Origin of the sequence: Streptomyces sp. NPDC051020, from assembly GCF_040683105.1 — a bacterium.
Classification (GTDB): Bacteria; Actinomycetota; Actinomycetes; order Streptomycetales; family Streptomycetaceae; genus Streptomyces.
The window spans coordinates 20,683-42,844 of sequence record NZ_JBFBCG010000030.1 but is presented as its reverse complement, the minus strand read 5'-3'; the positions used below and the strand labels follow the sequence as shown (position 1 = coordinate 42,844).

21 protein-coding genes and 1 riboswitch are annotated in these 22,162 nt (G+C 69.6%); of the genes, 15 read left to right on the top strand and 6 right to left on the bottom strand.

Features of this window, described 5'->3' with window-relative positions; all coding sequences use genetic code 11:
- Nucleotides 1-468: a thioredoxin-dependent thiol peroxidase gene (bcp, locus tag AB0N06_RS18245; protein ID WP_366135696.1), complete on the bottom strand. Its 468-nt coding sequence runs from the start codon at nt 466-468 to the stop codon at nt 1-3.
- Between the two features lie 127 nt (nt 469-595).
- On the opposite strand from bcp, the gene AB0N06_RS18240 reads away from it, so the two are divergent.
- From AB0N06_RS18240 to AB0N06_RS18230, 3 genes are all read left to right on the top strand, one after another.
- Nucleotides 596-913, top strand: a complete 318-nt coding sequence (locus AB0N06_RS18240; RefSeq protein WP_366135695.1) for a DUF3618 domain-containing protein — start codon at nt 596-598, stop codon at nt 911-913.
- Between the two features lie 54 nt (nt 914-967).
- Nucleotides 968-1,306: a co-chaperone GroES gene (locus AB0N06_RS18235; protein ID WP_030923137.1), complete on the top strand. Its 339-nt coding sequence runs from the start codon at nt 968-970 to the stop codon at nt 1,304-1,306.
- Nucleotides 1,307-1,365: 59 nt separating this feature from the next.
- A riboswitch (guanidine-III (ykkC-III) riboswitch) is annotated at nt 1,366-1,437 on the top strand.
- 40 nt (nt 1,438-1,477) lie between these two features.
- The gene (locus AB0N06_RS18230; RefSeq protein ID WP_358857714.1) at nt 1,478-1,798 is read left to right on the top strand and encodes a multidrug efflux SMR transporter; all 321 of its coding nucleotides are present in this window, start codon (nt 1,478-1,480) and stop codon (nt 1,796-1,798) included.
- Nucleotides 1,799-1,973: 175 nt separating this feature from the next.
- On the opposite strand, the gene AB0N06_RS18225 is transcribed toward AB0N06_RS18230, so the two are convergent.
- Nucleotides 1,974-4,289, bottom strand: coding sequence for a transglycosylase domain-containing protein (locus AB0N06_RS18225; protein WP_366135694.1), 2,316 nt, complete (start codon nt 4,287-4,289; stop codon nt 1,974-1,976).
- A 213-nt stretch (nt 4,290-4,502) separates the two neighbouring features.
- Here AB0N06_RS18225 and AB0N06_RS18220 point away from each other — a divergent pair, with 213 nt between their 5' ends.
- From AB0N06_RS18220 to AB0N06_RS18205, 4 genes are all read left to right on the top strand, one after another.
- Nucleotides 4,503-5,303: an ABC-2 family transporter protein gene (locus AB0N06_RS18220; RefSeq protein WP_366135693.1), complete on the top strand. Its 801-nt coding sequence runs from the start codon at nt 4,503-4,505 to the stop codon at nt 5,301-5,303.
- On the top strand, nt 5,296-6,168 hold the full coding sequence (locus tag AB0N06_RS18215; RefSeq protein WP_366135692.1) for an ABC transporter permease: 873 nt from the start codon (nt 5,296-5,298) through the stop codon (nt 6,166-6,168). Before AB0N06_RS18220 ends, AB0N06_RS18215 begins: the two co-directional genes overlap by 8 nt.
- Before the next feature lie 24 nt (nt 6,169-6,192).
- Entirely contained in the window at nt 6,193-7,179 is a 987-nt protein-coding gene (locus tag AB0N06_RS18210; protein ID WP_366135691.1) for an ABC transporter ATP-binding protein, read from the top strand.
- Between the two features lie 205 nt (nt 7,180-7,384).
- A complete protein-coding gene (locus AB0N06_RS18205; protein ID WP_366135738.1) occupies nt 7,385-8,038 on the top strand; it encodes a DUF1707 domain-containing protein in 654 nt (217 codons plus the stop codon).
- A 53-nt stretch (nt 8,039-8,091) separates the two neighbouring features.
- Here the strand turns inward: AB0N06_RS18205 and AB0N06_RS18200 are convergent, their stop codons facing one another.
- On the bottom strand, nt 8,092-8,913 hold the full coding sequence (locus tag AB0N06_RS18200; RefSeq protein ID WP_366135690.1) for a hypothetical protein: 822 nt from the start codon (nt 8,911-8,913) through the stop codon (nt 8,092-8,094).
- Nucleotides 8,914-9,065: 152 nt separating this feature from the next.
- Here AB0N06_RS18200 and AB0N06_RS18195 point away from each other — a divergent pair, with 152 nt between their 5' ends.
- Complete coding sequence (locus AB0N06_RS18195) at nt 9,066-10,460, top strand: DUF445 domain-containing protein (protein ID WP_366135689.1); 1,395 nt, start codon at nt 9,066-9,068, stop codon at nt 10,458-10,460.
- A 100-nt stretch (nt 10,461-10,560) separates the two neighbouring features.
- Here AB0N06_RS18195 and AB0N06_RS18190 read toward each other — a convergent pair whose 3' ends face one another.
- Nucleotides 10,561-10,863: a hypothetical protein gene (locus AB0N06_RS18190; RefSeq protein WP_266985198.1), complete on the bottom strand. Its 303-nt coding sequence runs from the start codon at nt 10,861-10,863 to the stop codon at nt 10,561-10,563.
- Nucleotides 10,864-11,032: 169 nt separating this feature from the next.
- Between AB0N06_RS18190 and AB0N06_RS18185 the strand changes: the two genes are divergently transcribed.
- From AB0N06_RS18185 to AB0N06_RS18160, 6 genes are all read left to right on the top strand, one after another.
- On the top strand, nt 11,033-12,535 hold the full coding sequence (locus AB0N06_RS18185) for an MFS transporter (RefSeq protein ID WP_366135688.1): 1,503 nt from the start codon (nt 11,033-11,035) through the stop codon (nt 12,533-12,535).
- Nucleotides 12,532-13,110 carry a TetR family transcriptional regulator gene (locus AB0N06_RS18180; RefSeq protein ID WP_366135687.1) on the top strand — a complete coding sequence of 193 codons (579 nt, stop codon included), beginning with the start codon at nt 12,532-12,534 and terminating at the stop codon, nt 13,108-13,110. The genes AB0N06_RS18185 and AB0N06_RS18180 overlap by 4 nt, the downstream gene beginning before the upstream one ends.
- A 491-nt stretch (nt 13,111-13,601) precedes the next feature.
- Nucleotides 13,602-14,132 carry a hypothetical protein gene (locus tag AB0N06_RS18175; RefSeq protein ID WP_366135686.1) on the top strand — a complete coding sequence of 177 codons (531 nt, stop codon included), beginning with the start codon at nt 13,602-13,604 and terminating at the stop codon, nt 14,130-14,132.
- Between the two features lie 82 nt (nt 14,133-14,214).
- A complete protein-coding gene (locus AB0N06_RS18170) occupies nt 14,215-15,060 on the top strand; it encodes a DUF4097 family beta strand repeat-containing protein (protein ID WP_366135685.1) in 846 nt (281 codons plus the stop codon).
- Nucleotides 15,061-15,126: 66 nt separating this feature from the next.
- Nucleotides 15,127-16,134 carry an ATP-binding cassette domain-containing protein gene (locus AB0N06_RS18165; RefSeq protein ID WP_366135684.1) on the top strand — a complete coding sequence of 336 codons (1,008 nt, stop codon included), beginning with the start codon at nt 15,127-15,129 and terminating at the stop codon, nt 16,132-16,134.
- Nucleotides 16,131-16,922, top strand: coding sequence for an ABC transporter permease (locus AB0N06_RS18160; protein WP_366135683.1), 792 nt, complete (start codon nt 16,131-16,133; stop codon nt 16,920-16,922). Before AB0N06_RS18165 ends, AB0N06_RS18160 begins: the two co-directional genes overlap by 4 nt.
- 141 nt (nt 16,923-17,063) lie before the next feature.
- On the opposite strand, the gene AB0N06_RS18155 is transcribed toward AB0N06_RS18160, so the two are convergent.
- Complete coding sequence (locus AB0N06_RS18155) at nt 17,064-17,411, bottom strand: hypothetical protein (protein ID WP_366135682.1); 348 nt, start codon at nt 17,409-17,411, stop codon at nt 17,064-17,066.
- Nucleotides 17,412-17,658: 247 nt separating this feature from the next.
- On the opposite strand from AB0N06_RS18155, the gene AB0N06_RS18150 reads away from it, so the two are divergent.
- Complete coding sequence (locus AB0N06_RS18150; protein ID WP_366135681.1) at nt 17,659-18,420, top strand: GNAT family N-acetyltransferase; 762 nt, start codon at nt 17,659-17,661, stop codon at nt 18,418-18,420.
- A 273-nt stretch (nt 18,421-18,693) separates the two neighbouring features.
- On the opposite strand, the gene AB0N06_RS18145 is transcribed toward AB0N06_RS18150, so the two are convergent.
- Nucleotides 18,694-21,897, bottom strand: a complete 3,204-nt coding sequence (locus tag AB0N06_RS18145; RefSeq protein ID WP_366135680.1) for a glycoside hydrolase N-terminal domain-containing protein — start codon at nt 21,895-21,897, stop codon at nt 18,694-18,696.
- Nucleotides 21,898-22,162: the final 265 nt, after the last annotated feature.

Genomic DNA, 22,162 nt, shown 5'->3' with positions numbered 1-22,162 from the left:
TCAGATGCCGAGGTCCTTGATGATCTTGGCGACGTGGCCGGTGGCCCTGACGTTGTAGAGGGCGCGCTCGACCTTGCCTTCTTCGTCGACGACGACGGTGGAGCGGATGACGCCCGTCACCGTTTTGCCGTAGGAGTTCTTCTCGCCGTACGCGCCGTACGCCTCGAGGGTCTCCTTGGAGGGGTCGCCGACGAGCGTGACCTTGAGGTTTTCCTTCTCGCGGAACTTGGCGAGCTTCTCGGGCTTGTCGGGGGAGACGCCGATGACGTCGTATCCGGCGCCGGCCAGGAGTTCCAGGTTGTCGGTGAAGTCGCAGGCCTGCTTGGTGCAGCCGGGGGTGAGGGCGGCCGGGTAGAAGTAGACGATGACTTTGCGTCCCTTGTGGTCGGCGAGCGAGATGTCGTTGCCGTCGGCGTCGGGGAGGGTGAAGGCGGGGGCGGTGTCGCCGGGCTGGAGTCGCTCGCTCATGGTTCTCCTCAGGGGCGTGTGGGGTGTACGGGACCGAGCGTAATAGGGGTGCCGTCGGGTGTGCGGGCGGCTGAGCTGACAGACTGGCGACGAAGGTTTACCGGACGAGGACCACGGAGGCGGCGCAGTGTCGGATGCCAGGACCCCTGCGCAGATCGAGGCGGACATCATCAGCAGGCGTGAGCAGCTTGCGGTGGTGCTCGATGAGATCGGGGTGCGGATGCACCCGAAGACGATCATCGGTGATGCGAAGGCCAAGGCTGCCGAGGCCGTGGACCGGACGGCCGGGCGGGCGTTCGTCGCGGTGAATCGGACGGTGTCGGACGTGAAGGCGCAGTTTGTGTCGGAGGACGGCACGCCGCGTCTGGAGCGGGTGGTTCCGGCGGCGCTGCTGGTGGTCGGTGTGGTGGGGCTGCTGGTGTCGGTGCGGCGCAAGAAGCGCTGAGAAGGCTGACCCCGGGGGCGTGCGGGACGGCTGCGGGCAGGTAGGTTTCGGGGCGTGAGCGAGAACACCGACGACAAGCTGCCCATTCGTATGCTGCATGACCGCGTGCTGGTCCGGTCCGATACGCCAGAGGGCGAGCGGCGTTCGGGCGGCGGCATTCTGATTCCGGCGACTGCTGCGGTGGGGCGCCGGCTGGCCTGGGCTGTGGTGGTTGCGGTCGGCCAGAATGTGCGGACGGTGGAGCCGGGCGACCGGGTGCTGTATGACCCGGAGGACCGTGCCGAGGTCGAGGTGCGGGGTGTGGCGTACGTGCTGATGCGGGAGCGGGATCTGCATGCGGTGGCGGCGGACCGGTTCGAGGGTTCGGTGGATTCGACCGGGCTGTATCTGTAGCTCTGTTGTCTGCGAGATGTGTGGCGTGAGGCCTGGTGACGAGGGTCACCAGGCCTTTTGCATGCGCTTTGCTATGTTGGTGGGACCCCGACGAGACGCGCCGTACCGGGTTTCCGCAAAGACGACGCACCTGTGATTGTCCGTGTGTCTGTGGTGTTCGGAGGTGCCGTCGTGGCGTGGGTTCTGCTGGTTGTTGCCGGTTTGCTGGAAGTGGCCTGGTCGATCGGGATGAAGTACACGGATGGGTTCACTCGGTTGTGGCCGAGTGTGTTCACCGGGTTCGGGATCGTGGCCAGCATGGTGCTGTTGGCGCAGGCGGCGAAGTCGTTGCCGATCGGTACGGCGTACGGCGTGTGGGTCGGTATCGGTGCGGCGGGGGCGGCGGTGCTCGGCATGGTGGTGCTGAATGAGCCGGTGACCGCTGCCCGGATTTTCTTTGTGTCTCTGTTGCTGGTGGCTGTGGTGGGGCTGAAGGCGACGTCGGGGCACTGAGAGGAGCTAACAGAATGGGCGCCCGGCTCGCGGCGTCTGGCACGCACGCTCGCTGCGTTGCCGAAACGCCCTAGTAGCGCCGCTACGAGGACCTTCCGGCGCCTTGCGATCGCACGCACCAGACGCCGCGAGCTGATCGGACTCCCATTTTGTTAGCTCCTCTGAGCCCGGTAGGTCACTCGTTCGGCGGCGGGTGGGCGCCGTCGGTGCCCTGGGGGAAGAGTTCTTCGATGCCGCCGTTGTCGTTGCCGAGGATGTCCGCGCTGTCGCCGTCCGGGGGGCCGCCGGGCGGTGCCGTGGTGGCGGGGCCGCTGCCGGCGGGGCTGCTGGGCGGGCTGCTCGGTGGTGGGGCGGACGGTGTCTCGGCCGGGGTTCCGGTGTGGGTGGGGCCGGTGCCTTCGCCGGTGGGCAGGGCGGGTTCGCCGGCGCCTTTTTCGAGTTCGAGGGCGAATTCTTCGATGCTGCTGCCGCTGAGTGCGGCGCCGGTGTACTGGGCCCAGATCTGGGCGGGGGTGCCGCCGCCGTTGACGCGGGACAGGCCGAGTGCTCCGTAGAGCGGTTTCTGTACGCCGGTGTCGGGGTCCTGGCCCATGACGGCGATGACGGTCGCGAGGTCCGGGGTGTAGCCGGCGAACCAGGCGGCCTTGTCCTCCTCGGCGGTGCCGGTCTTGCCGGCGGCGGGGCGGCCGGCGCCCTGGGCGGCCGTTCCCGATCCGTTTTCGACGACGCTCTGCAGGATCGAGGTGGTGGTGTCGGCGGCTTCGCGGCTGACGGTCTGCTCGGTGTGACGGCCGGGGAGTGCGAGTTCCTCGGCGTCCTTGCCGATCTTGTCGACGAGGGTGTAGGTGCCGTGCCTGCCGTGGTTGGCGAGTGTCGCGTACGCCTGGGTCATGTCGAGGACGCTGGCGGTGGCGGTGCCGAGTGCGATGGACGGCGAGGCGGTGAGGTCGGGGGTGTTCTTGGGGATGCCGAGGGCGATGGCGGTGTCTTTGACGTTGCCGGGGCCGACGTCCTCGGCCATCTGCGCGTAGACGGCGTTGACGGACTTGTCGGTGGCGGCTCCGACGGTGATGGGTCCGTAGCTGATGTCGTCCTCGTTGGCGGGGGCGTATCCGGTGGGTCCGTTCGGGCCCCGCACCATGCGTCGGTTGGTGCCGTCGTAGAGGGTGTTGGGGGTGATGCGCCGGCCGTGCTGGGTGGTGGACCGGTTGGCGACGGCGGAGGTGAAGACGAACGGCTTGAAGGTGGAGCCGACCTGGTAGTCGCGGCGGGTGGCGTTGTTGACGTACTGCTTGGTGTAGTCGATGCCGCCGTACATGGCGACGACCCGGCCGTTCGAGGGGTCGATGGAGGCGCCGCCGACGCGGACGTTGCGGTCGGCCGGGCGCTCCGTGCTCGTCATCGACATCACGTGGTCGTTGACGGCTTTGACCAGGGCGTTCTGTTTCTTCTTCTCCAGTGTGGTGGTGATGCGGTAGCCGCCGGTGGCGAGCGTGTCCTCGTCGATGATCTTGTGGATGGTGAGGTAGTCCTTGACGGCCTGGACGATGTAGCCGCGCTGTCCGGAGAGTCCGGTGGAGGCCTTCACCTTGTTGGGCGCGGGGAACCGCATGGTGGCGCGTTCGGATGCGCTGAGCCAGTTCTCCTTGACCATGCCGTCGAGTACGTAGTTCCAGCGGGCCACGGCCGCGGCCTTGTTCTCGGGGTGGACGACGACGTCGTATGCGCTGGGGGCGTTGAGCAGGGAGGCGAGGTAAGCGCCTTCGGCGGTGGTGATGTGGCCGATGTCCTTGCCGTAGTACGCCTGGGCCGCGGCCTGGATGCCGTAGGCGTTGCGGCCGAAGTAGCTGGTGTTGAGGTAGCCCTCGAAGATCTGGTTCTTGCTCACTTCGCGGTTGAGCTTGATGGCGATGAAGAACTCCTTGGCCTTGCGCAGGAGGGTCTGTTCCTGGCCGAGGTAGTAGTTCTTCACGAACTGCTGGGTGATGGTGGAGCCGCCCTGCTTCCCCTTGCCGGTGAGGGTGTTCCAGCCGGCGCGGGCCATTGCCTTGATGTCGACGGCGCGTTCGGAGTAGAAGTTCCGGTCCTCGGCGGCGAGGACGGCGTGCTGGACTGTGAGGGGGACCTGGGCGAGCTGGATGTTCTGCCGGTTGATCTCGCCGTCGCGGGCGATGAAGCTGCCGTCCTTGTAGAGGTAGACGTTGGACTGCGCGGTGGCGGTGGGGTTGGCGGGCGGGATGCCGACGAGCTGGTATCCGGCGATGAATCCGCCGATCAGGACCAGGGCGATGATGAGGAGCGTGGCGAGCGTCATCCGCCAGGTGGGGACGGCCCGGCGCCAGCCGGTGCGTCCGGGGCGGTTTCTGCTTCTGTTTTTCTTCCCGCCGGGGGCGGCTGGGCCTGCGGGGGCGCCGGTGCCGGCAGAGGGGTCCCTCGGGGCCCGGTTCCCGTTGTCGGGCCCCCCGCTCTGCTGCTGTGGCTCGTCGCTCATGTCGGTGGAGACTCCTCGGCTGCGGTCAATTCCCCCATAGTGCCCTTTTCGGTCGGTCCACGTCCTGGATCGACCCCGTGCCGACCTGCGATCGCTCCCGGATCGGCCGCCGAAAAGCGGTCGCGGTGGCTGTTCCCGCTGCACTAGGGTCGTGCGCTTTGGTGTCCAACGCGGTTGGGCGCACGAGTGTGAACGAGCGCGGGGGTGATGGGGATGCGGTTGTACGCGGTGGTTGCGGCGGGCGGGTTCCGGCGCCATGCCACCTACCGGATCGCGACGGCGGCGGGGGTGTTCACCAACACCGTCTTCGGTTTCATCCTGGCGTACACCTATACGGCGCTGTGGGACGAGCGTCCGCACCTCGGTGGATACGACCTGTCCCAGGCGCTGACGTATGTGTGGCTGGGGCAGGCGCTGCTGGCGACCTCCGCGATGATGGGTGGCGGTTTCGAGGACGAGTTGGTCGAGCGGATCCGTACCGGCGATGTGGCGGTCGACCTCTACCGGCCGGTTGATCTTCAACTGTGGTGGTTGGCCGGTGACTTGGGGCGGGCGGCGTTCCAGTTGCTGGCGCGTGGCGTCGTGCCGATGGTGCTGGGGGCGTTGGCGTTCCCGCTGGCTCTGCCCGGCTCGCCGGGGGTCTGGCCGGCGTTCCTGGTTTCGGTGACGCTCGGGGTCGTGGTCAGTTTCGCTCTGCGTTATCTGGTGGCGCTCTCCGCGTTCTGGCTGATGGACGGGGCGGGTGCGGCGCAGATCGCGTTCCTGGCGGGGCTGTTCTTCTCGGGGCTGCTGCTTCCGCTGACGTTGTTCCCGGGGGTGTTGGGCGAGGTGGCGCGGGCGTTGCCGTGGTCGGCGCTGCTCCAGGTGCCGGCCGATGTGTTCCTCGGGAAGCACACGGGTTGGGGGCTGGTGGAGGCGTTCGCTTTCCAGGGCGGCTGGGCGTTGGCGTTGTTGCTGGCGGGGCGGTTGGTGCAGTCGGTGGCGACGCGGAGGGTGGTGGTTCAGGGTGGCTGAGGTCACCGAGGTCTCGAGGGCCGTCGAGGTTCCCGGTGTGGTGTTCGTCGAGCGGTCGAGGCTGGTCGAAGGGGTTCGTGCGTACGGGCTGATCGTCGCGATGTGGCTGCGGTCGACGATGGCGTACCGTGCCTCGTTCGCCATGACGGCGTTCGGGAACTTCGCGGCGACAGGCTTCGACTTCGTCGCGATCCTGCTGATGTTCGCGCATGTCGACGAGTTGGGTGGCTACACGCTGCCGGAGATCGCCCTGCTGTACGGGGCTTCGGGCACCGCGTTCGGGCTGGCCGATCTGGTGCTGGGGTCGATGGACCGGTTGGGCCGCCGGGTCCGGGACGGCACGCTGGACACGCTGCTGGTGCGCCCGGTTCCGGTGCTGGCCCAGGTGGCGGCGGACCGGTTCGCACTGCGCAGGCTGGGGCGGATCACGCAGGGGCTGCTGGTGCTCGGTTACGGGCTGGCGGTGCTGGACATCGCGTGGACGCCGCTGAAGGTGGTGATGATCCCGCTGATGCTGCTGAGCGGGGCGGCGGTCTTCGGCGCGGTCTTTGTGGGCGGGGCGGCGTTCCAGTTCTTCGCGCAGGACGCGGCGGAGGTGCAGAACTCCTTCACGTACGGCGGGAACACGCTGTTGCAGTATCCGCCGACGGTCTTCGCGAAGGAACTGGTGCGCGGGGTGACGTTCGTGGTGCCGCTGGCCTTCGTGAACTGGCTGCCCGCGCTGTATGTGCTGGGCCGGGAGTACCCGCTGGGGCTGCCGGAGTGGGTGGCGTTCCTGCCGCCGGTGGTGGCGGGGGTGTGCTGGGTGCTCGCGGGGGCGGCGTGGCGGGCGGGGCTGCGCTCGTACCGGAGCACGGGGAACTGAGGACGAGCGGAGCGAGGACGGGGCATGGCTACGGGTACGGGTTTCATCGAGCTCGACGGTGTCGAGAAGGTCTTCGAGGTGCGCCGCAGGACGGGTTTCCTGCGCAGTGAGCGGCGCGAGGTCCGCGCGGTCGACGGGATCGGCTTCCGGGTGGAGCGCGGCGAGATGGTCGGTTACATCGGTCCGAACGGCGCGGGCAAGTCGACCACCATCAAGATGCTGACGGGCATCCTCACCCCGAGCGGCGGGCGGCTGCGGGTCGCGGGCATCGACCCTTCCAGGGAGCGTACGAGGCTGGCGCACCGGATCGGTGTGGTCTTCGGCCAGCGCACCACACTCTGGTGGGACCTGCCGCTGCGCGACTCGTACCGGCTGGTGCACCGGATGTACCGGGTCCCCGACGCCCGGTTCCGGGAGAACCTGGACCGCTGTGTCGAACTTCTGGATCTGGGCGCGCTGTTGGATGTGCCGGTGCGGCAGCTGTCGCTCGGGCAGCGGATGCGCGGCGACATCGCGGCGGCGCTGCTGCACGATCCGGAGGTGCTGTATCTGGACGAGCCGACGATCGGTCTGGATGTGGTCTCCAAGGCCAAGGTTCGTGGATTTCTTAGGGACTTGAATGCCGAGCGGGGTACGACGGTGCTGCTCACCACGCACGATCTGACGGACATCGAGCAGCTCTGCCGGCGGGTGATGGTGATCGACCACGGCCGTCTGATGTACGACGGTGCGCTCGCCGGGCTGCATGAGGTCGGCGAGAGCGAGCGCACGCTGGTTGTGGACCTGGAGCGTGAACTCCCGCCGATCCGCCTGGAGTCGGAGCCTTCGGTGCGTACGGTGAAGGTGGAGGGGCCGAGGCAGTGGCTTGCCTTTCCGGCGTCGGGTTCGGCGGCTCCGCTGGTGGCGCGGATCGCCGCGGAGTATCCGCTGGTGGATCTTTCGGTGCGGGAGCCGGACATCGAGGCCGTGATCGCGAAGATGTACGCGTCGGCCGAAGCGCGAGTGCCGTGACCGGCAGTGTGTGCGACGGGGCAGAGTTTGCCGGGAGGGGCACTGGATCCGAGGCGCGTGGGGATCCGAAGCGCGTCGGATTCCGAAGCACGTGGGAGACGGGGTGCGGTGGATCCGCAGCGCATGGGAGACGGGGTGCGGTGGATCGGTGACGTGAGCGGGCGGGTTTTATAGGCTGCGCGGTATGACGAGCGAACTTCCGGACATGCGTGCTTCTGATGCCGAGCGTGAGCGTGTTGCCGAGGTCCTGCGCGACGCGGTGGCCGAGGGCCGCCTGCAGATGCAGGAGTTCGAGCAGCGGCTCGACGCGGCCTACAAGGCTCGTACGCGTGGGGAGTTGGAGCTGCTCGTCCGCGATCTTCCGGCGCCGGGCGGGTCGGTGGCGCCGGTGGGTGCGGGCGGGGCGCCCGCACGCGCGGGTTCGGCGGGCATCGACTGGGCGGAACGCATCGGCGGTCCTGCCACGTCGACGGGTGCGTTCGCCCTCTGGGGCGGGTTCCGGCGCAAGGGTAGGTGGACGGTGGGCCGGAAGTTCACCGCGTTCACGATGTGGGGCGGCGGCGAGATCGATCTGCGTGAGGCCCGTTTCGAGGACCGCGAGGTCGTCATCCGCTGCTTCACGATCATGGGTGGGATGCAGGTGACGGTCCCGCCGGAGCTGAATGTCAAGGTCAGCGGCATCGGCATCTTGGGCGGCTTCGGCGACCGGGCGACGGGCGAGGGCACCCCCTCGCCGGGTTCGCCGCGGGTGCGGATCACCGGGCTCGCGTTGATGGGCGGGGTCGGTGTGGTGCTCAAGCAGAGGAAGGCGGACAGGGAGCGTGCCCGGCAGTTGAAGAAGGGGCCCGGGGGCGAATGAGTCCGTCCGGAGCTTGAGGTCGCGGCGGACGCACCGCCCGCCCCGACAGGCTCTCAGAGCTGGTCGGACGCCGGAGCCTCCTGATGCAGGCTCCGCAGGTCCACCTGCTGGCCCAGCTGCAGATATCCGGCGTCGTCGAGATGCAGATGGTCGCCGCAGTCGTACGCCGGGCGGAGCCGGCCGGGGCGGTACGGGTCGCGCGCCGCCCGGTCGAAGTCGACGACCTCGTCGAAGACGCCGCCCGCCCGGATCAGCTCGTTGACCCGCATCCGTACGGCGTCCTGCGCGGGTGTCCAGCTGGGATACCCCTCGTACGGCATCAGGGTTGCCCCGACGACCCGCAGCCCGCGCGCGTGGGCGCGTTCCGTCATGGCCTTCAGTCCCTCGGCGGTGGGCGTGCGGAGGGTGACCACGAGATCGGAGTAGGCGTCGACGGGGACGACGACCGGGTCGCTGACGACCTGTCCGCCTGCGGGGACGGTGACGGAGGGGGCGCCGCGGAAGGAGACGGGACGGGTGTTCACCGTGGCCCGGTCGACGAGCAGGGGACGCGTACCGAAGAGGTTGGAGAGGGTGATGCGGGCCGCGTCGCCGCCGATGCTGGTGTGGACGACGTTACGGATGGTGCGCCGGGGGAGGTTGTGTCCGGGGTACGGGTCCGCCACCCCGGCTACGGGCGCCCCGGCCCAGGTGGTGACCCAGACGCCGGTGGAGTGGGCGGGCGCGGCGGACGGACGGGCCGCCGGTTGCGCGCCGACCCGTTGCGACCCGGCACCGGAGAACAGCGCGGACCCGGCGTACGCCGTGAAGGCGGCAAGCGCGGCGGTGCCCGCCACGAGGGCGATGAGCAGGGCGGTTCCCTGGCGCCTGGGCATGGGTGGGGTGTCTCCTCGTGGTGATGGGGGCTGGGCTCATGATGGGGCACAGTGCCGGGAACTCGGCATGCGGCCCGGGAGTACGTCAGGTAGGGACAATGCGTACGGGGCGCCGGGGGCGATGCGTACGCGGACGCGGACGGGTGGAGCGGATGGAACGGATCGAACGGACCAGGTCGGGCGAGCCGGGCGGCGGACCGGTCGAGCGCGCGCAGGCACGTGGCGGCGCGGACGGGAGCTCCGGCACCGCAGCCTCCGCTCCCGCACGCCCCGCCCCTCTCGCCTCCTTCGCGTACACGGCCGCGGACGAGGAGAAGCGGCGTGGTGTGCGCCGTATGAAGACCACGGCCACCGGCCTCCTTCTGCTCGTCGCGCTCGTGTATGTCCTCGCCACCTGGGCGAAGAACGCGGGCGTGGGCGGCTGGCCGGGCTTCGTCGCCGCGGCCGCCGAGGCGGGGATGGTGGGTGCGCTGGCCGACTGGTTCGCCGTTACGGCGCTGTTCAAGCGTCCGCTCGGCCTGCCGATCCCGCACACCGCCATCATCCCCACCAAGAAGGATCAGCTCGGGGCCTCTCTGGGTTCCTTCGTCGGGGAGAATTTCCTGGCGGGCGATGTGGTGCGCGGCCGGATCCAGGCGCTGGGCATCGGCGGTCGGCTCGGGGCCTGGCTGGCGGAGCCGGCCCACGCCGACCGGGTCACCGCCGAGCTGGCGACCGCGCTGCGCGGCGCGCTGACGGTCCTGCGCGACTCGGACGTGCAGGCCGTGGTGAGTGAGGCGATCACCCGGCGGGCGAACGCGGCGGAGGTCGGCCCCGGCCTCGGGAAGATGCTGGAGAAGATCGTCGCCGATGGCGGCCACCGCCGGGTCGTGGACCTGATCTGTCTGCGGGCGCACGACTGGCTGGTGCTGCACGCCGACTCCGTGATGGACGCGGTGCAGGGCGGGGCGCCGGGGTGGACGCCGCGGTTCGTCGACAAGCGGGTGGGGGAGCGGGTCTACAAGGAGCTGCTGCGTTTCGTGACGGAGATGCGGGACATGCCGGGGCATCCGGCGCGCGCCTCGATCGACACGTTCCTGACGGACTTCGCGGCCGACCTCCAGACCGATTCGGACACCCGGGCGCGGGTGGAGCGGCTGAAGACGGAGATCCTGGGGCGCGCCGAGGTCCAGGACGTCATCTCGTCGGCCTGGGCTTCGGTACGCATGATGATCATCGCGGCGGCGGAGGACGAGCAGAGCGAGCTGCGGCTGCGGGCGCGCGCCTCACTGTTGACGTTCGGTGCGCGGCTGGCGACGGACGGGCGGATGCAGGCGAAGCTGGAGGGCTGGCTGGAGGACGCGGCGGTGTATGTCGTCACGAGGTACCGCAGGGAGATCACCTCGCTGATCAGTGACACGGTCGCGAGCTGGGACGCGGACCAGACGTCGAAGAAGATCGAGGCACACATCGGCCGTGACCTGCAGTTCATCCGGATCAACGGCACGGTGGTGGGCGCCCTGGCGGGCCTGCTGATCTACACGGTGTCGCAGGCGTTCGGCGCGTAGTCACCAGGCGCGGCGACGCGGGGTGTGAGCAGAGGCACCCGCGGTGACCGGACCCACCGGTTCAGGGCCGGGGGTCCGGCGCGCATTCGAGGGAGCGCGCTCAGGCAGCGCGGCGGGTGACCGCCCACGACGCGGCGGCGACCGTGCCCGCCACGGTGAAGACGGCGGGCCAGGCGCCGAGCTTCTTGGCCAGCGGGTGCGATCCGGCGAACGCGGCGACGTACGCCGTGGTCAGTGCGGTGGCCGCACGCGGTCCGGCCTGCCGGTTCCACTCGTACGCGGCGACCGTGCCCGCTGCGGCGAGCGCGACCCCGCCGAGCGGCCGCTTCTTGGTCCACCGCGCGACCGCGTACCCGCCGACGAGTCCGCTCGCCGCCACTGCCGCTGTAGGAACCTTTGCCATCGCCGCCACCTTCGCCTTCTCGTGTCGTGGCTCTTGCTGTGGCTTTCGAGGCTAACGCGGTTGGCGGACACCCGGCTCCCCAGGGGGTGCACAAGCGTTTACCCTAGGAGGTGAACGTCTGTGCACCCCTGGCGCCCACCGCCACCGCCGAGCACCCCACGGAGATCGCATGCCCGCGGACACATCTGCCCCCGACGGGGCAGCCGCCCGGACCCCGACCCCGCACCACCCCCGTTTCGCCGTGGGCGTCCTCGCCTTCTGCGGGGTCGTGGTCGCGATCATGCAGACGATCGTCGTCCCGCTTCTGCCACACATCCCGGCCCTCACCGGCGCGACCCCGGCCGCCGCGAGCTGGCTGGTCACCGTCACTCTTCTCACCGGCGCCGTCTTCACGCCCGTGCTGGGCCGGGTCGGCGACATGTACGGCAAGCGGCGGGTGCTCGTCGCCTCGCTCGCGGTGCTGGTCATTGGTTCGGTGCTGTGCGCGGTCAGCTCCCACATCGGCGTACTGATCACCGGCCGTGCCCTCCAGGGCGCCGCGCTCGCCGTCGTACCGCTGGGCATCAGCATCCTGCGCGACGAACTCCCGCCCGAGCGTGTCCTCTCCGCGGTCGCCCTGATGAGTTCGACGCTGGGCATCGGTGCGGCCGTCGGGCTGCCGGTCGCCGCGCTCGTCGTCGAGCACTTCGACTGGCACACCATGTTCTGGGTGTCGGGGGTGATCGGCCTCATCGACATCGTGCTGGTGCTCTGCTGCGTACCCGAGTCCCCGTTGCGCTCGCGCGGCCGTTTCGACGCCGTCGGCGCGCTCGGGCTGTCCGCCGCCCTGGTCTGTCTGCTGCTCGCGGTGACACAGGGCGCCGACTGGGGCTGGACGTCGACCCGCACGGTCGGACTGCTCGTCGCCGCCGTCGTGGTGGCGCTGCTCTGGGGCGCGTACGAGCTCCGCGTGACGACGCCCATGGTCGACCTGCGGGTCTCGGCCCGCCCGGCCGTCCTGCTGACCAACGTCGCGGCTCTGCTGATCGGCTTCGCCTTCTACGCGAACTCGCTGGTCACCGCGCAGATGGTGCAGGAGCCGAAGGCGACCGGCTACGGGCTCGGCGCCTCGCTCGTCGTCAGCGGACTGTGCCTGCTGCCGGGCGGCGTGTCGATGGTGGCGCTCTCGCCGGTCTCGGCACGGATCTCCGCGGCGTACGGGCCGAAGGCCAGTCTGACGCTGGCGGCCGGGATCATCGCCGTCGGCTACGTGGTGCGGTACTTCACCAGCCACAGCCTGTGGCTGATCATCGCCGGCGCGACGGTCGTCTCGTCGGGCACGGCCATCGCGTACTCGGCGCTGCCCGCGCTGGTGATGCGCGGGGTCCCGCCGGGCGAGACGGGCGCGGCCAACGGTCTCAACACGCTGATGAGATCGATCGGGCAGGCGTTCTGCAGCGCGACGGTGGCCGCCGTCCTGGCCAACCTCACGTTCCGGGTGGGCGGCCGGACGGCTCCGACGCTCCACGCGTATCAGCTGGTCTTCCTGATCGCGGCGGGCGCGGCGCTGCTCGCGCTGGCGGTGACACTGTTCCTGCCCGGCAGGCGTACGGCCGGGGCGGGTACGGTCGGAGAGAGCCGCGACGACCGCAAGGGCGGTGCGCGGACGATCACGATCGAGGAGGGCGCATGACCGGCAGCCAGGCCACCGCTCCGGCTCCGGCCCCCATAGACCCCGGCACGGGCCGGGACGCGATTCTGCGGGCGGCCCGGCGGGCGTTCACCCAGCGCCCGTACGCGGATGTGACCATCCGCAAGATCGCCGCCGACGCGGGAGTCAGCCCCTCCCTGGTGGTCAAGCACTTCGGCCGCAAGGAAGAACTCTTCAACACGGTCGCCGACTTCGGCCCGGCCGCCGAGGAGCTCTTCGACGCCCCGCTGGGCGAGCTCGGCCGCCACATGGTGATCACGCTCGTGCGCCGCCGCCGCGAACAGCAGACGGACCCGCTCCTGCGCGTCGTGTTCTCCCTCGGCAACCAGGACGAACGCTCGCTGCTGCGCGACCGCTTCCACGAACAGGTCACCGAGGCGCTGACCGCCCGCCTCCCCGGCCACGAGCGCGCCCTGCGCGCCGAACTGATCGCCGGTCACCTCCTCGGCCTCGGTGCCACCCTGAGCCTGCACCGCGAGGGCGCGGGTGCACTGGCCACCCCCGAACACCTTGCGGACCTGTACGCGCCCGCGCTCCAGACTCTGATCACGGGCTGAGGGCGGCACGATCCGCGGGTGCGGTGTGCGTGGTCGCCGGCGCGTGGGACGCGACGGGCACCCGGACGGGCCGGACGAACTACGTGCGCGGAGTGCACCGCCGCCGTCGGCGCTCCTGTCGCCGGCCCATGCGCCGGACGGAATGCCCGAAGCTGCCGGGGTGGAGCATCGGAAAGCCGTATGACGGCGGCATCCGGTCAGCCGGACCCTGGCCTGCATGGCCGGTCTCGCATCGGCTCGGACATGACGCCTTTCGCCCGCTGCGGCACGGGGTCTCGGTCCTGGGCGCGTGTGGCGTCAGGCCTGGCGCCTAGTGGCATCACGTGGTGCCACTAGATGCACCAGGGAGGTCAAGGCTCCACGTGGTGCCGCATTGATGCAACTCGATGTCGACGCGTTTCCGCAGGTCAGAGCCGACGGATGAATACCGGCCGATCATCGCTCCCCTTACGGGCTTGCGCATGGCGCCATAGTGGTGCCACTATGACGTCATGGACCTCACGCCCTATGTCGACAACCTCCGCCGCGAACTCGCGGTGGCCGCCGAAGCCGGCGGCGAAGAAGCCCGCGAGCTGGCCGAGCGGCTCACCGCTCCCCTGGAGTCGGCGACCCGCCTGACGATGCTCAATGTGCTCTCCGCTGCGATGGACGAGATCACCCGTGAACTCGCCCCCGGGTCGGTCGACGTACGACTGCGCGGGCTCGACCCCGACTTCGTGGTGACGCGGCCGGCGGGCGATGAGGCGTACGAGGACAGGAGCGGGCCCGCCGAGCCGCTCAAGGCCCCGGCCCCGGCACCCGCCGACGGCGACGAAGGCGGCACCGCCCGCGTCAATCTGCGCCTGCCCGCTCACCTGAAGGCGCGCGCCGAGGAGGCCGCGAGCCGCGAGGGGCTGTCGGTCAACGCGTGGCTGGTGCGAGCCGTGTCGGCCGCGGTCGACGGCGGCACCCAGTCACGTACGACGGAGAAGACCCGCACCACCCGCACCGTCGGACAGAGCTTCACGGGCTGGGTGCGCTAGCCGCGCCCCGCCCGCCCCCACTTCACCCACACCACGTCCCACCAGCAGGGACGCCACGAAGACCCAAGAGGACGGGACAGCCATGCCTTCTTTCGACACTCCCCAGCCGATCTCGGTCACCGCCAACGTGGCCGCCGGTTCCATCCAGTTCTCCGCGAGCGACCGCCTCGACACAGTCGTCGAGGTGCGGCCCCGCGACCCGAAGAAGGACAAGGACGTGCGGGTCGCCGAGCAGACCGAGGTCACCTACGCGAGCGGCGTGCTGACCATCAGGACACCCAAGGGGCGCTACCTCGTCGGGCCCACCGGCAGCGTCGACGTGACGGTCGAACTGCCCACCGGCTCGCGCGTCGACACGACCGGTTCCTGGACCCAGGTGCTCGGCGAGGGCCGGCTCGGCGAGGTCCGCGTGAAGACGTCGTCGGGTGACGTCCGCCTGGATGCGACGGGCCCGCTGCAGCTGACCGCGTCGCACGGCTCGATCACTGTGGACCGGGTCGAGGGCCTGGCCGAGATCACCACCAGTTCCGGCAGCCTGCGCGTCGGTGTCGTGGACGGCTCGGCCGTCCTGAAGAACTCGCACGGCTCCACGACCGTCGGCGCCGCGATCGGCGAGCTGCGGGTGAGCGGAGCCAACGGTGACATCGACATCCAGCGAGCCGAGAGCTCCGTCACCGCGACCACCGCGCACGGCACCCTGCGCGTGGGCGATGTGGCCCGTGGCACCGTCCAGTTGGAGACCTCCTACGGCGCCATCGATGTCGGCGTCCGCGAGGGCACGGCCGCCTGGCTCGACGCCAGCTCGGGCAACGGGCAGGTGCGCAACGCGCTCGCCGCGTCCGAGAGCCCGGACAAGGCCGAGGAGACCGTCGAGGTCGAGGCCCGCACCCGCTACGGCAACATCGACATCCGCCGCGCCCGGGCCTGACCCGCCCCATCTCCGTACAGTCAAGGCCACTTCACCACTCACCACGCCTTCGAATGGGAGGGCTCCATGCCTTCTTCTGTCATGCCCACATCCAGCCAGGGCAACGGCCAGCAGCCGCCCGTCGCCATCGCCACCGCCGATCTGCGCAAGTCGTACGGCGACAAGACCGTCCTCGACGGCATCGACCTCGTCGTCCCGGCCGGGACCGTGTTCGCGCTGCTCGGCCCGAACGGCGCCGGCAAGACCACCGCCGTGAAGATCCTGTCCACGCTCATCGCGGCCGACGGCGGCCTGGCCCAGGTGGCGGGCCACGACCTTGCCACCGACCCGCAGGCCGTGCGGGCCGCGATCGGCGTCACCGGGCAGTTCTCCGCCGTCGACGGGCTGATCACCGGCGAGGAGAACATGCTCCTCATGGCGGACCTGCACCACCTGTCCAAGCGCGAGGGACGGCGGGTCGCCGCCGAGCTGCTGGAGCGGTTCGACCTCACCGAGGCCGCAAAGAAGCCCGCCTCCACCTACTCCGGCGGGATGAAGCGACGCCTCGACATCGCCATGACCCTGGTCGGCGACCCGCGGATCATCTTCCTCGACGAGCCGACCACCGGCCTGGACCCGCGCGCCCGCCACAACATGTGGCAGATCATCCGCGAGCTCGTCTCCGGCGGCGTCACCGTCTTCCTCACCACCCAGTACCTGGAGGAGGCCGACGAACTCGCCGACCGCATCGCGGTACTGAACGGCGGCAAGATCGTCGCCGAGGGGAGCGCCGACGAGCTGAAGCGGCTGATCCCCGGCGGGCACGTCCGGATCCGGTTCTCCGATCCGGCGGCGTACCAGTCGGCCGCCTCCGCCCTGCGCGACGCCACCCGGGACGACGCGGCACTGTCGTTGCAGATCCCGAGCGACGGCAGCCAGCGCGAGCTGCGCTCCATCCTCGACTGGCTGGACTCGGCCGGCATCGAGGCGGACGAACTGACCGTGCACACCCCCGACCTCGACGATGTGTTCTTCGCTCTGACCAGCAGCAACGTGCCAGCCCAGCTCAGCAAGACCACGGAGGATGTCCGATGAGCTCCCTCTCCCTCGCCGTCCGCGACTCGTCGACGATGCTGCGCCGCAACCTCCTGCACGCGCGGCGCTACCCGTCCCTCACCCTGAACCTGCTGCTCACGCCGATCATGCTGCTGCTGCTCTTCGTCTACATCTTCGGTGACACCATGAGCGCGGGCATCGGCGGCGGCGGCGCCGACCGCTCCGAGTACATCGCGTATCTCGTGCCGGGCCTCCTGCTGATGACCATCGGCAGCACCACGATCAGCACCGCGGTCTCCGTCTCCAACGACATGACCGAGGGCATCATCGCCCGCTTCCGCACCATGGCGATCCACCGCGGCTCCGTGCTCATCGGACACGTCGTCGGCAGCGTCCTGCAGTCCATCATCAGCGTGGTCCTCGTCGGCGCCGTCGCCGTGGCCATCGGCTTCAGGTCCACGGACGCCACCGCCCTGGAGTGGCTCGCAGCGTTCGGACTGCTCGTGCTCTTCGCCACGGCGCTCACCTGGATCGCGGTCGGCATGGGCCTGATCAGCCCGAACGCCGAAGCCGCCAGCAACAACGCGATGCCGCTGATCTTCCTGCCGCTCATCTCCAGCACCTTCGTCCCGGTCGACGCCATGCCCGGCTGGTTCCAGCCGATCGCCGAGTACCAGCCGTTCACCCCGGCCATCGAGACCCTGCGCGGGCTGCTGCTCGGCACCGAGATCGGCAACAACGGGTGGCTGGCCGTGGTCTGGTGCCTGGGGCTGGCCGTGCTCGGCTACGTCTGGTCCAAGTCGGTGTTCAACCGCGACCCGAAGTAGGGGGCAGCAACTCGTCCCGCTCCAGGGCGGCGTACTCCGACACCACGTCGGCGTACGCCGCCCCGGCGCGAGCGCGAGGCGACTCGGGCCGGGGCGTCCGGAACCGGGAACGTGATCGGACGATCAGTGTCGGAATCAGGATCAGCTGAACACGACAGAACGGAGCTTCAGCCGCTCGGAGGCGTGACCGCCGAAGGGCCGAAGGGTGAAGAAGACGCCCTCGCAGTCGGGGCCGGTGAAGACGGTGGCGGTGGAGTCGGTGTAGTTCCGGGGAGAGTTGGCGGGGTTCGACGAGCCAGGGTCGGCCACCTCGGGCAGCGTGATGCACTCCCGGCTCGCCGGGTCGGTCAGGCCGGTGTACTGCGGGGTGCCGTCGAGCCCGGTGAACCGGTAGAGGAAGTCTCCGGAGCCCGCGTCGGCCGAGGTCGGCAGAGTCACGATGAGTGCGAGTGCGCCGAGGGTGGCAGCCACGGTGGTACGAAGACGCATGAAGGGCACTCCTTGGGCGGTGCGGGGGGAACGCGTACCGCACCAGCGTGCTCTGCTGACCTGTGCCTGTGAGGGAAAGAAGAGGTTCAGTCACTCAGAAGTGGGCTGCTGAATCGGTTTGCCGACGCCCATGTGGATCACGTCGTCGGACCTCCCACTTGGTGAGCCCGTACGAGGTCCTGGATCCCCCGAGGTGAGGTCGGAAATGCGAAGGCGCCCACGGTCCGCGGCCTCCTAGGCTCGCCCCATGCCACGCCCAGAACTGCAACGAATCAACGCCTTCCTCTCGGCCTTCGCCCGCCGTCAGGCCGCGCAGACCATCGGTCTCCCGGGCGGATTCGCCGCCCTCGACGACGCCTTCGCGCACTCGCACGCGAACAACCAGGTCGTCATCGACGGGCCTGTCGCCCCCGAGGCGCTGCCCGGCATCGCGGACGAGGCGTTGGGGCATCTGCCGTTCCGACTGGTCTTCGTCCTCGACGACGAGACGGGGAAGGCGTGTGCGGAGCCGCTGATCCGCGCCGGATACACCCACACCATCGAGCTGGTCATGGCACACACGGGCCCGGTGCCGGCCGGCGGTCACGCGGAGGAGGTGGACCTCGACGCGATCCGTGAGCCGCTCACCCGGCGCTGGCGCGGCTTCCTCCCGGACGCCGACGACGCGGTCGTACGCCACCTCGTCGACCGCCGCGAGACCCGCCGTCGTGGCGCCGACGCCGTGCACTTCATAGCGGCCCGCACGGACGAAGGTGAGATCGCCTCGTGGGCGGATCTCTATCTGGACCCGGCAGCCGGCATCGCCCAGATCGAGGACCTGTTGACCTCCGAGACCCACCTCGGCCGCGGTCACGCCGACGCGGTCCTGACCACGGCCCTGCGCATGGCCACCGACGCGGGCTGCGGTACGCGGTTCCTGCTCGCAAACGCGGACGACTGGCCACGCCATTGGTACGAGCGCCGCGGCTTCTCGGTCATCGGGCAGTCGCACTGCTTCGAACGCTGCTGAGGGCGGCTTCGGACGGCGTCCGCCGTCGGGTGAGGTTTCGCGAACTCGAAGTCCCGGAAGTTCACGAAGGGTTGGTCGAGGAAGGACAGTGAAGCAGTCACGGCTCCGACGGGAGTCGGCCGGGCTTTCCCCGCCGACCACCGCGCTCCTGTTGCCGTTGCCCGGCAACTGCCCTGGAGGTGGCGTGTTCTGATACCGGTCGGCACAGCCGGTGATGAGACCGGCTGTGCCGACGACCCGTGCCGCGCTGCTTCGGCCGGCGGACGGCCGGCGTCAGGGCTTGATCGGCTTCACCTTCGTGTCGACGCCGTTCACCCGCACGGTGACGTTCCCCTGGTTCCGCGCCCGGTCCGCCACGATCCTGTAGGACGTGACCTTCCCGTCGCGCCACTCACAGCTGACCTCGTAGCCGCCGCGGGCGCGGAGCCCGGTGAAGGAACCCTTGGCCTTCCATGCGTCCGGCAGGGCGGGCAGCAGGTGGATGACGCCGTCGTGGCTCTGCAGGAGCATCTCCGCCACGGCGCCCGAGATGCCGAAGTTGCCGTCCATCTGGAAGGGCGGGTGGTTGCAGAACATGTTGGGCAGCGTGTTGTAGGTCAGCAGTCCGCGCAGCATGATCTGGGCGCGGTGCCCGTCACCGAGGCGGGCGAAGAGGGCCGCCCGCCAGGGCCAGGTCCACGAGCGACGACTGTCGCCCGACACCGTCCCGGCCGTGAACGGAACACCTTCCTTCTCGCCGCACCGTGCCTTGAGCGAGACGAGGGCGGCGGCCGCGAAGCGGGCCGTCTTCGGGGTGATTTGGCGGCCCGGGTAGACCGCGAAGAGGTGCGAGGTGTGGCGGTGGATGTCGTTGGGGTCGTCGATGTCCTTCTGCCACTCCTGCAGCTGACCCCACTTGCCGATCTTGTTCGGCGCGAGGCGCGCCTGCATGTCCACGACCTTGGCCCGGTAGCCGGCATCCGCCTCGAGCGCCGCCTCGCAGTCGAGGTAGTTCTGGAACAGGTCCCAGATGATCTGCTGGTCGTACATGACGCCGTCTTCGCGCGGCCCGTGCTCGGGGGACCAGCCGTCCGGCGAGACGAGGAGTCCGTCCTCGCGCTCCTTGAGACGGTCCTCCCAGAACTCGCAGATCTCCTTGATCATCGGGTAGGCGATGGTGCGGAGGTAGACCAGGTCCTGGGTGAACGCCCAGTGCTCGTACAGATGCTGCGCGTACCAGGCGCTCGCGACGGTGTTCCACTCCCATGCGTTGCCGCCGAAGATGCTCTGGCTGGTGCGGGCGGTCCAGCCGCGGGTGTCCTTGCCGAAGGCGTTGCGGGTCGCCACGCGGCTGGGCACCGCCACCTGCTTGATGAACCCGACGAGTGCCTCGTGGCACTCCGGCAGGTTCGTCGTCTCGGCTCCCCAGTAGTTCATCTGGACATTGATGTTGGTGTGGTAGTCGGAGGCCCACGCCGGCGAGTTGCTGTCGTTCCACAGACCCTGGAGGTTGGCGGGCAGACCCTTCGGGCGCGAGGAACCGATCAGCAGGTATCGGCTGAAATCGAACATCGTCTGCTCAAGGGTCGGGTCCTCCCCGCCCGCCGCGTAGCGCGCCAGCCGGGCGTTGGTCGGCAGGGCGACGACGGCGTCGTCGGAGGTGCCCCAGGCGACGGAGACGCGGTTCATGAGGGCGCGTATCTCGGCGGTGTGCTCGTCGCGCATCTCGTCGTAGGACCGGGCGGCCGCCTTGCCGAGCGCCGCGGCGACGGCCGCCTCCGGATCGGCTCCGCGCCACCCGGCGGCGGCGTCGAGCTTGTAGTCGGTGCGGGCGTCGAGGAGCAGGGTCAGGGTCGTGCAGCCGCTGAACCGGAGCTCCGACTCGTTGGCCCTGAAGTCGCCGTCGGTGTGTACGACTTGCACGGTGCACGCGTGCTTGAGGCCGTTGCCCATGACACCGCTGAAGGCGATCCGTCGGGCGTCGGCGTCGACGGTCGTCGGGGCCTGATCCTGTCCGGACGTCAGCGAGATCGCTCCGGAGAGTCCCCGGTCGCTTTCCGACGTGTACCGGAAGACCATGACGTCCGCGGACCGGCTGGCGAAGGCCTCCCGCAGGACGCGTCGCCCCGGCGCGCCGAAACGGGTGACATGGACACCCTCGAAGAAGTTCAGGGCGCGCTGGTAGTCGACGAACGTGGACTGCATGCGCGTGTCGAACCCCTTGCCTTCCAGCACGACCTCCCCGATCTGGAAGCCGGTGGACGACTCTCCGGGGGTGAACGTGAGCCGGTAGGTGCGGTAGGCCGTGCTGTTGGTGATCCGGAAGGTCCGGGTCTCGCCACGGCCGGCAAACGGCGCGCCGGGGTTCTGCGTGTCGAGGGTCACCCAGGCTTGCCCGTCCTGCGACGCCTCAAGTGCCCATCGCCGGGGGTCGTCCTGCGGACGGTCCGGGGCCGCCCTCAGCGAGTACGAGGTGACGCCGGTCGTGGTGGACAGGTCGGCCTGCCAGACGACCGCCGGCGCGACGGCGTCGACCCGCCAGACCGTGGCCGGATCGCGGTCCACCGAACTCGAGATGTCCGTGGCCCGGGACCCGGTTCCGGAACCGGATCCCTCGGAGTGCCCGCTGGGCGACGACAGGTACATCGAGCTGCCCCCGCCGAGGTCGACGCCGGACAGACCGATCTCGCTCAACTGGAAGTGGCTGACTCCTGCTTGGGGAACGAAGTCGAACCGGTAGAAGCGGTAGGCCGCGGTGTCGGCACAGGTGAACTCCTTCGTCTGGAAACGGCTCTCGAAGGGCGTCGCCAGAGTGCGGCTGTCCAGCCTGGTCCAGGTGGAGCCGTCGGAGGAACCGGAGAACGTCCACTCCTGCGGGTCGCGTTGCGGCACGTCGTTGGCACTCGTCAGACGGTAGGACGCGACCTCGACGGGTTCAGGAAGCTCGACCTGCCACTGCACCTTCGAGCCGGGCGCCTCGATGCACCACTTGGTGCTCGAGTTACCGTCGTACGTCTTGTCGACGCCCTCTGTCGAGGAGGTCCGGTACGGTCCCCCCGGGGCCGTGATCTTCACACGGCGACCGAAGGTGACGGCGACATTGCCGAAGTTCCGGTACGAGCCGAAGCCGGTCATGCCGGTGTCGAAAGCGCCGTCCGGCTGGCCCGCGAGGGCGTTGTCGTAGTTGTTGACGCCACCCCAGAGGCTCTGCTCGTTGAACTGGATACGCTCCTCGGAGGGGTTGGCGAAGAGCATGGCGCCCAGCCGGCCGTTGCCGATCGGCAGGGCCTGCGACTGCCAGTCCACGGCGGGGATCGCATACTTCAGCGCCTTGCGCGACAGGGTCGGCCACTGGACGGACGCCGACGCGGCGACCCCGGCGGCAACGGCCTGCCCCACAGGGATTCCCCCGGCCAGCTGAGTGATCAGCGGCGTGAGGGCGAGGGCACCGCCGAACTTGAGGATGCTTCGTCTCTGCGGATGGGGTTCATTGGTCACGAGAGATCTCCTGGCCCATTGATCGGTTCTTTAATGGAGGAGTGGGGGGAATGCATCGGCGTATGCCGAGGGCGAGGCCATTTCACCGGACGACAGATCGGATGTCTAGAGTGCGGGACGCTGTCTCTGCCGACCGCCCCTGGCCTAGGTCCTGTCCTGTCGATCTTCGTGGATCAGCCCGGGGCGTCCGGTGCGGTGCATCGCAAGGCGGAGGATCGTCCTCGTGCTGGACGTACGTGGGCGACTGAAGACAACGCAGCGAGGT

Bases quoted from the DNA above. Each gene is read 5' to 3' on its own strand.
- AB0N06_RS18195 (WP_366135689.1), top strand. From the start codon at position 9,066: ATGGAACGGATCGAACGGACCAGGTCGGGCGAGCCGGGCGGCGGACCG.
- AB0N06_RS18220 (WP_366135693.1), top strand. From the start codon at position 4,503: ATGCGGTTGTACGCGGTGGTTGCGGCGGGCGGGTTCCGGCGCCATGCC.
- AB0N06_RS18150 (WP_366135681.1), top strand. From the start codon at position 17,659: ATGCCACGCCCAGAACTGCAACGAATCAACGCCTTCCTCTCGGCCTTC.
- AB0N06_RS18170 (WP_366135685.1), top strand. From the start codon at position 14,215: ATGCCTTCTTTCGACACTCCCCAGCCGATCTCGGTCACCGCCAACGTG.
- AB0N06_RS18210 (WP_366135691.1), top strand. From the start codon at position 6,193: ATGGCTACGGGTACGGGTTTCATCGAGCTCGACGGTGTCGAGAAGGTC.
- AB0N06_RS18185 (WP_366135688.1), top strand. From the start codon at position 11,033: ATGCCCGCGGACACATCTGCCCCCGACGGGGCAGCCGCCCGGACCCCG.
- AB0N06_RS18190 (WP_266985198.1), bottom strand. From the start codon at position 10,863: ATGGCAAAGGTTCCTACAGCGGCAGTGGCGGCGAGCGGACTCGTCGGC.
- AB0N06_RS18155 (WP_366135682.1), bottom strand. From the start codon at position 17,411: ATGCGTCTTCGTACCACCGTGGCTGCCACCCTCGGCGCACTCGCACTC.
- AB0N06_RS18165 (WP_366135684.1), top strand. From the start codon at position 15,127: ATGCCTTCTTCTGTCATGCCCACATCCAGCCAGGGCAACGGCCAGCAG.
- AB0N06_RS18225 (WP_366135694.1), bottom strand. From the start codon at position 4,289: ATGAGCGACGAGCCACAGCAGCAGAGCGGGGGGCCCGACAACGGGAAC.
- AB0N06_RS18180 (WP_366135687.1), top strand. From the start codon at position 12,532: ATGACCGGCAGCCAGGCCACCGCTCCGGCTCCGGCCCCCATAGACCCC.
- AB0N06_RS18175 (WP_366135686.1), top strand. From the start codon at position 13,602: ATGGACCTCACGCCCTATGTCGACAACCTCCGCCGCGAACTCGCGGTG.
- bcp (WP_366135696.1), bottom strand. From the start codon at position 468: ATGAGCGAGCGACTCCAGCCCGGCGACACCGCCCCCGCCTTCACCCTC.
- AB0N06_RS18200 (WP_366135690.1), bottom strand. From the start codon at position 8,913: ATGCCCAGGCGCCAGGGAACCGCCCTGCTCATCGCCCTCGTGGCGGGC.
- AB0N06_RS18205 (WP_366135738.1), top strand. From the start codon at position 7,385: ATGCGTGCTTCTGATGCCGAGCGTGAGCGTGTTGCCGAGGTCCTGCGC.
- AB0N06_RS18160 (WP_366135683.1), top strand. From the start codon at position 16,131: ATGAGCTCCCTCTCCCTCGCCGTCCGCGACTCGTCGACGATGCTGCGC.